The organism is Acidovorax cavernicola (genome assembly GCF_003581445.1).
In genome coordinates, this window is sequence record NZ_QXMN01000049.1 from 40,149 (window position 1) to 47,893 (window position 7,745).

6 protein-coding genes are annotated in these 7,745 nt (G+C 67.1%); 3 read left to right on the forward strand and 3 right to left on the reverse strand.

What is annotated here, in order from left to right:
• Positions 1-232: 232 nt before the first annotated feature.
• Entirely contained in the window at positions 233-715 is a 483-nt protein-coding gene (locus D3H34_RS26895; RefSeq protein WP_119557481.1) for a molybdenum cofactor biosynthesis protein MoaE, read from the forward strand.
• A 178-nt stretch (positions 716-893) separates the two neighbouring features.
• Here the strand turns inward: D3H34_RS26895 and D3H34_RS26900 are convergent, their stop codons facing one another.
• Positions 894-1,730 (reverse strand): acid phosphatase, encoded by an 837-nt coding sequence (locus tag D3H34_RS26900; protein WP_119557483.1) that lies wholly within the window; start codon positions 1,728-1,730, stop codon positions 894-896.
• 107 nt (positions 1,731-1,837) lie between these two features.
• On the reverse strand, positions 1,838-2,830 hold the full coding sequence (locus D3H34_RS26905) for a Bug family tripartite tricarboxylate transporter substrate binding protein (protein WP_119557485.1): 993 nt from the start codon (positions 2,828-2,830) through the stop codon (positions 1,838-1,840).
• Between the two features lie 143 nt (positions 2,831-2,973).
• Here D3H34_RS26905 and clpB point away from each other — a divergent pair, with 143 nt between their 5' ends.
• Positions 2,974-5,595, forward strand: coding sequence for an ATP-dependent chaperone ClpB (gene clpB, locus D3H34_RS26910; RefSeq protein WP_119557487.1), 2,622 nt, complete (start codon positions 2,974-2,976; stop codon positions 5,593-5,595).
• Between the two features lie 6 nt (positions 5,596-5,601).
• Complete coding sequence (locus tag D3H34_RS26915; RefSeq protein WP_119557489.1) at positions 5,602-5,934, forward strand: hypothetical protein; 333 nt, start codon at positions 5,602-5,604, stop codon at positions 5,932-5,934.
• 19 nt (positions 5,935-5,953) lie between these two features.
• Here the strand turns inward: D3H34_RS26915 and D3H34_RS26920 are convergent.
• Positions 5,954-7,745 (reverse strand): AMP-dependent synthetase/ligase (locus D3H34_RS26920; protein WP_147400491.1); only part of this gene is annotated, 1,792 nt, incomplete at its 5' end.

Here is a 7,745-nt window from a genome sequence, read left to right on the forward strand (position 1 = left end):
TCGACCGATGGAAAGAACCACCGTCCGATGCGCGCGCAACCCGAGAGGGGCCAAAGCCTTGGCAGGTTCCGTCGCTCATCCGACGACGGAACCTCGGCTCCGGTCAGACGAGCTTTGGTTTTTTTGCTTTGGCGCCTTGGCGCGCGCAACGGCTCTCGGGGTGCGACAGCACCGGGGAGAACGTGGCGAGACAAGGCATTGCGGCAGTCTAGCGCGATGCCACAATTCAGAGATGAACGTTGCGCGTGTTTCGATCCAGACGGCCGATTTCGACCTCTCGACAGAGGTTGCCGCGTTGCGCGCGGGCGACAAACGCGTCGGCGCCGTCTGCAGCTTCATCGGCACCGTGCGTGACCGGAACGATGGCAGCACCATCGCGTCGATGGAGCTGGAGCACTACCCCGGCATGACCGAAAAGGCGATCGAGGCCATGATCGACGAGGCCCACCAGCGCTTCGACATCCTCGGCGCGCGCGTGATCCACCGTGTGGGGCTGCTGCAACCGCTCGACCAGATCATGATGGTGGCCGTGGTGTCCGCCCACCGTGGGCAGAGCTTCCAGGCCTGCGAGTTCCTGATGGACTACCTGAAGACGCAAGCGCCGTTCTGGAAGAAGGAACAGACGCCCGAGGGCGCGCGCTGGGTCGATGCCCGCGTGGCCGACGACGAGGCGCTGGCCCGCTGGGGCATCGCGGCCTCGAACACCGCGACCTGAGAAGGTGTGAACGAACCCGCCATGTCCGCTCATCCCGCCCAGACACGCGCCCTCGGCGTTGCAAATGCTCGCCATAGCCCGAGCTATGGCTGTGCTTTGCGCCTTGAGGGCACGCGCCTGGGCGGGCTGCTCGGCCACGCCGGATTCATTCACACCTTCTGAACGGGACGTTCGAGGCTTACGGCGCGATCAACGCCGAGGCCGTCAGTGCCTTGGCTTCCGCGCTGCAGTCCTGAGCGGGCACTGCACCTGCCGCGCGGGCCTTCGCAATCTCCGACCTAGCGCCCGCCATCTGCGCCTGGAACACCGGGTTCGTGTGGAGCTTCGCCACCGTCGCCGCGCCGATCAGCCGGCCGTTCTCGATGTCGCTCTGCCAGTGCACGCCGCAGATCGCGCGGCTCTGCGAGAAGGCGCGCCCGCGCTGCAGCAGCGCATCGGCGCGTTCGGGCGCGAGTTCCGTGAGTACCAGCGCCCAGGCCCAGCCCACGGCCGAGTGGCCCGAGGGGTAGGAGCCGTCCTTGGCCAGCGAGGCCTCTTCGGCGGGCGTGCAGCTGCCGGTCTTGAAGGCCACGAAGGGGCGGGTGCGGTTGTAGTTGTTCTTGGCCTTGTAGGTGGCCGAGCCGGCGTCGGCCAGCGTGCGGCGCAGCAGCATGTTCAGGTTCGGGGTGGCTTGCTCGGAAATCGGCAGGCCGAGGGCGCACGAGAACACCTCGGCGGCCTTCGGAAACTTGAGGTTGGCGTCCTGTACCGCCAACGCGCCGCGCGGCGTGCCCTGCAGGGCCGTGAGCGCGCGGAAGGTGGCGCCGTCGGACGCCAGCGCGGCCGAGCCCTCGGCAGGGGGCGCGGGCAGCAGGGCGAGGCTGTCGGGCAGCTCGGCGGCGGGCAGGTAGCCTTTGAGATAGCCCGAGCCGGGGCGCAATTCGCCGACTTCAGCGGGGGAAGTCGGGGCGGTGCTGCCGCAGGCGCCGAGCAGCATTGCAGCCGCCAGCGGGGCGGCGAGGGTCGTGAATCGCATGAGGGATGTGTCTCCGGTCTTGTTCTTTGAAAGGCGAGGTCCCATCGTAGAGCGACCCCGCCGGGCCGGAATATCACCCAGGTGACGGCCGTGTCAGGCCGCGCAGGTCAGGGCTTGAAGCCGCTCGCCTGGATGATCTTTTCCCAGGTCTGCGTGTAGGTGCGCACGCGGCCCGCGAACTGGCCCTGGGGTTCATAGCCGACCGTCAGGCCCATGGTGGTGAGCTTCTGCTTCACGTCGGGCATGGCGAGCACCTTCTGCAGGGCGTCGCCGTACCTGTCGATGACCGGCTGCGGCGTGCCCACGGGCGCGAAGATGCCGTAGTAGGGCAGGTCTTCGAGGTTCGCGAAGCCCAGCTCGGTGAAGGTCGGCACGTTCGGCAGCAGGGCCTGGCGCTTGGCGCCGATGGAAGCCACGATGCGCACCTTGCCCGCGCGATGGTTCTCGATGAAGTCCGGCACCGAGGCGATGCCCGCCGTGATCTGGTTGCCCAGCATGTCGGCCGTCATGGGCGCGCTGCCGCGGTAGGGCGCGGCCTGCACGTCGAGCTTGTACTTGTCCGAGATCATCTTCACGAGGAACTCGGGGATCGACGCCGGCGCCGGCACGCCGATGGTCTCCTTGCCGCCCTTTTGCGTGCGCACCCACTTCACGTACTCGTCGATGCTCTTGGCCGGCGTGCCGCCCGACACCGCCAGCACGTTGGCGAAGGTGGCGAAGCCGGCCACGGGCACGAAGTCGGTGGCGGGGTTGAAGCCCGGGTTCTTCACCACCTGCGGCAGGATGGAGATCGAGTGGTCATGCGACAGGAACAGCGTGTGGCCATCGGCCGGCGCGGCCTTCAGCGCCTGCGCCGCGATCTGGCCGCCCGCGCCCGCGCGGTTCTCGACCACCACGGGCACGCCCAGCACGTCCTTGAGTTTTTCGCCCAGGGTGCGAGCGATGGCGTCGGTGCCCGCGCCGGCGGGGAAGCCCACCAGGATGCGCACCGGCGTGCCGCTCTGGGCCTGTGCCAGCCCGGCCATGCCCATGGCAGCAGCCAAAAGACCCACGCTGAACGCGCGGCGCATCGGTTGGACGCGCTGCATTGAAAAAACCATGATCGACTCCATTCGAGAAGAGAGAAATGCCTACGGCAAAAAGGCGCCGGGCACTGTGCAATACCCGTGCCCATGGCGCGTGACGCGATTCGAAACCTTGAATCGTGCCCGAACAGCCCTATTTTGGATGCAGGAATACCACCATGCGACAAGACAAACTCACCACCAAATTTCAGGAAGCACTGAGCGACGCCCAGTCGCTCGCCCTTGGCAGCGACAACGCCTACATCGAACCGGCGCACCTGCTGGTCGCGATGCTGCGCCAGGACGACGGCCCGCGCGCCCTGCTGGAGCGTGCCGGCGTCAACGTGCCGGGGTTGCTGCAGGCGGCCGAAGGCGCCATCAAGAAACTGCCCCAGGTGCAGGGCCACGACATCGTGCAGGTCGGCCCCGAGCTGGGCAAGCTGCTGCAGGCCACCGAGAAGGAAGCCATCAAGCGCAATGACCAGTTCATCGCGGGCGAACTCTTCCTGCTCGCCGTGGCCGACAGCAAGGCCGACATCGGCAAGCTCGCCAAGGAAAACGGCCTGAGCCGCAAATCGCTCGAGGCCGCCATCGACGCCGTGCGCGGCGGGCAGGGCGTGAACAGCGCCGATGCCGAAGGCCAGCGCGAAGCCCTCAAGAAATACTGCCTCGACCTCACCGAGCGCGCCCGCCTGGGCAAGCTCGACCCGGTCATCGGCCGCGACGAGGAAATCCGCCGCGCCATCCAGGTGCTGCAACGCCGCACCAAGAACAACCCCGTGCTCATCGGCGAACCCGGCGTGGGCAAGACCGCCATCGTCGAAGGCCTGGCCCAGCGCATCGTCGCGGGCGAGGTGCCCGAATCGCTCAAGGGCAAGCGTGTGCTGTCGCTCGACATGGCCGCGCTGCTGGCCGGCGCCAAGTTCCGCGGCGAGTTCGAAGAGCGCCTGAAGACCGTGCTCAACGAACTCGCGAAGGACGAAGGCCAGACCATCGTCTTCATCGACGAGCTGCACACCATGGTCGGTGCCGGCAAGGCCGAAGGCGCCATGGACGCGGGCAACATGCTCAAGCCGGCGCTCGCGCGCGGCGAGCTGCACTGCGTGGGCGCGACCACGCTCGACGAATACCGCAAGTACATCGAGAAGGATGCTGCGCTGGAGCGCCGCTTCCAGAAGATCATTGTCGGCGAGCCCAGCGTCGAAGCCACCATCGCCATCCTGCGCGGCCTGCAGGAGAAGTACGAAGTGCACCACGGCGTGCAGATCACCGACCCGGCCATCGTGGCCGCGGCCGAGCTGTCTGACCGCTACATCACCGACCGCTTCCTGCCCGACAAGGCCATCGACCTCATCGACGAGGCCGCGGCCAAGATCAAGATCGAGATGGACTCCAAGCCCGAGGTGATGGACCGCCTCGACCGCCGCCTGATCCAGCTGCAGATCGAGCGCGAAGCCGTGCGCCGCGAAAAGGACGAGGCCTCGCAGAAGCGCCTGGGCCTCATCGAGGACGAGATCGTCAAGCTGCAGAAGGAAATCGCCGACTACGACGAGATCTGGCAGGCCGAGAAGGCCCAGGCCCAGGGCAGCGCGCACGTGCGCGAAGAGGTCGACAAGATCAAGTTCCAGATCGAGGAGTGGAAGCGCAAGGGCGACTTCAACAAGGTCGCCGAGCTGCAGTACGGCCAGTTGCCGGCGCTCGAGAAGCGCCTGAAGGAAGCAGAGGCCAGCGAGGCGAGCAAGGGCAAGTCCAGTGCGCCCACGCTGCTGCGCACGCAGGTCGGTTCGGAAGAAATCGCCGAGGTCGTGGCGCGCGCCACCGGCATCCCGGTCGCCAAGCTGATGCAGGGCGAGCGCGACAAGCTGCTCGTCATGGAAGACAAGCTGCACGAGCGCGTGGTCGGCCAGGACGAGGCCATCGGTGCGGTTGCCAATGCGATCCGCCGCTCGCGCTCGGGCCTTTCCGACCCGAACCGCCCGACCGGTTCGTTCCTGTTCCTCGGCCCCACGGGCGTGGGCAAGACCGAGCTGTGCAAGGCGCTCGCCGGCTTCCTGTTCGACAGCGAAGACCACCTGATCCGCATCGACATGAGCGAGTTCATGGAGAAGCATTCGGTCGCCCGTCTCATCGGCGCGCCGCCGGGCTACGTGGGCTATGAAGAGGGCGGCTACCTCACGGAAGCCGTGCGCCGCAAGCCCTACAGCGTGGTGCTGCTCGACGAGGTCGAGAAGGCCCACCCCGACGTGTTCAACGTGCTGCTGCAGGTGCTCGACGATGGCCGCCTCACGGACGGCCAGGGCCGCACCGTGGACTTCAAGAACACCGTGATCGTGATGACGAGCAACATCGGCTCGCCCATCATCCAGGCCATGGTGGGCCAGCCGAGCGAGGACATCAAGGAAGCGGTGTGGGACGAGCTGAAGAACTACTTCCGCCCCGAGTTCCTGAACCGCATCGACGAGACCGTGGTGTTCCACGCGTTGGACGCGAAGAACATCGAATCCATCGCCGCGATCCAGCTCAAGGTGCTGCAGGCACGTCTGGCGAAGATGGACCTGGGGCTGGATGTTTCGCCGGCGGCGCTGGCCGAGATCGCCAAGGTCGGCTTCGACCCGGTCTTCGGTGCCCGTCCGCTGAAGCGCGCCATCCAGCAGCGCATCGAGAACCCGCTCTCGAAGCTGTTGCTGGACGGCAGCTTCGGGCCGAAGGACACGATCGAGGTCGAAACCGACCCGATCCAGTCGCCGGGCCAGTTCTCGTTCCGCAAGGGCGGGGAACCAACGGCGGCTGCTTCGGCCTAAAGTCGGATGATGAACTTCATTCTTCGCGTCATTCTTCTGCTCCTGGGGCTGGTTTTCGCGGCCAGCCTGGCCGTGGCGGCCCTGCTGCTGGCGGCGGTGTGGGGTGTGCGCTACGCCTGGGGACGCATCACGGGCAAGCCCGTGACGCCTTGGGTCATGCGTTTCAACCCCCGCTCGGGTTTCGATCGTTTTCGCAATGCGGCACCGCAGCCGGCCGAACCCACGGCGGCTGACGTGGTCAGCGCCCGTGCGCGCGGCGAATCGGTGCGCAGCCCGGTCGTGCTGGGCCCCGCCGACGATGTGACCGACGTGCGGGCCCGCCCCGTGCGCGGCGACTGAGCTTTTTTTCTTCTCTCGATCAGGCGCTGTACAGCGCCTCGATCTCGTTAGCGTAGGTCTTGTAGATGCTGGCGCGCCGCACCTTCATGGTCGCGGTGACTTCACCGTCGTCATGGTCCAGCTCCTTGGTCAGCAGGTGGAAGCGCCGGATCTGCGACACCTGCGCGAGCTTGTCGTTGCCGCGTGAAATTTCCGCCTCGATGAGTGCCCGCACCTGCGGTGTTTCGACCAGCGAACGGAAATGCGTGAAGGGCAGGCGCTGCGCCTCGGCCCACTTGCCCACCGTCTCGTAGTCGATCTGCAGCAGCGCGCCGACGAACTTGCGGCCGTCCGCCACCACGATGCATTCCTTGATGAAGGGGCTGCCCTTCATGGTGTTTTCGATCTCCGAGGGCGTGAGGTTCTTGCCGCCGGCGGTGATCATGATGTCCTTCAGGCGGTCGACGATGCGCAGCTGGCCGCCGGCTTCCTCGCGCACCACGTCGCCCGTGTGCAGCCAGCCATCGCGGATCGATGAGGCTGTGGCCTCCGGGTTCTTGTAGTAGCCCTCGAACACCATCTCGCCGCGCACCAGCAGTTCGCCCGCTTCGCCCACGCGGTGCTCGGTGCCTTGCGTGGGCGGGCCGACGGTGCCGATCTGCACGGCTTCGCGCCGGTGGCCCGAGATCATGCCGGTCGATTCGGTCAGGCCGTACACCTCGACCAGCGGCACGCCCAGCGTGCGGAAGAAGCGCACGACGTCCGGCGGGATCGGGGCAGCACCGGTGAGTGCGACGCGTGCATTGCGCAGGCCGATGAAGTTCTGCAGCGCGCGCAGCACGGTCCAGTAGGCGAGGGCGAAGCGGCTGCGCTCGGCCAGCGTCCAGTCGCTGCGCGGCTTCTCGGCCAGCGGTGCGCAGGCAGCGATGGCCTTGCGGAACAGCGCGCGCTGCAGCCGTCCGGCCTCCTGCATCTTGATGCTGATGCCCGCGTGCAGCTTTTCCCAGATGCGCGGCACGCCGAGGAACATGGTGGGCGCCACTTCGCGCAGGTCTTCCTGCACGGTGCGGATGGATTCGCCGAAGTTCACCTGCGAGCCCAGGTACAGCGGCACGAAGGCCGTGAGCATCTGTTCGGCCACGTGGCACAGCGGCAGGTACGACAGGTGCGTGGTGCCGCCGTCGAGCCCGAGCCGCTCGACGATGCCGGGCACGACGCCGCGGATGTTGCGGTACGAAATCATCGCGCCCTTGGGCTTGCCGGTGGAGCCCGAGGTGTAGATCATGAGCCCGACATCGGCGAGCGTCTGGCGCTGCAGCGCAGCGTCGATGAGTGCGGTGCCGTCGCGCGCCAGCACCTGGGCGCCGGCCTGCTCGACCTCGGCAAACGTGGCGATGCGCTCGCGCACTTCAGGCGGATAGCTCGCGAGGCCCTTGGTCTCGATCACGACGATCTTGCGCAGCTTCGGCAACTGGTCGAGGGCATCGAGCACCTTGTCGGTTTGTTCCTGGTCTTCGCAGACCACCACCTCGATGTCGGCATGGCCGACCACGTAGGCCACCTCGTTGCTGGGGCTCGTGGGGTACACGCCCACGGTCACGGCACCGATCAGGCCCGCGCCCATCTGCGCAAGCAGCCATTCGACGCGGTTCTCCGAGATCACGCCGAGGTGGCCACCGCTCGCCAGGCCCATCGCGTGCAGGCCCAGGCCGAAGTGGCTCGCGCGCTGCAGGTAGCCGGCCCAGTCCAGCGGATGCCAGATGCCGAAGTCTTTCTGCCGGATCGCGATGCGCTGCGGCTGCAGGCGAGCCTGCTCGCGCAGCATCTGCGGC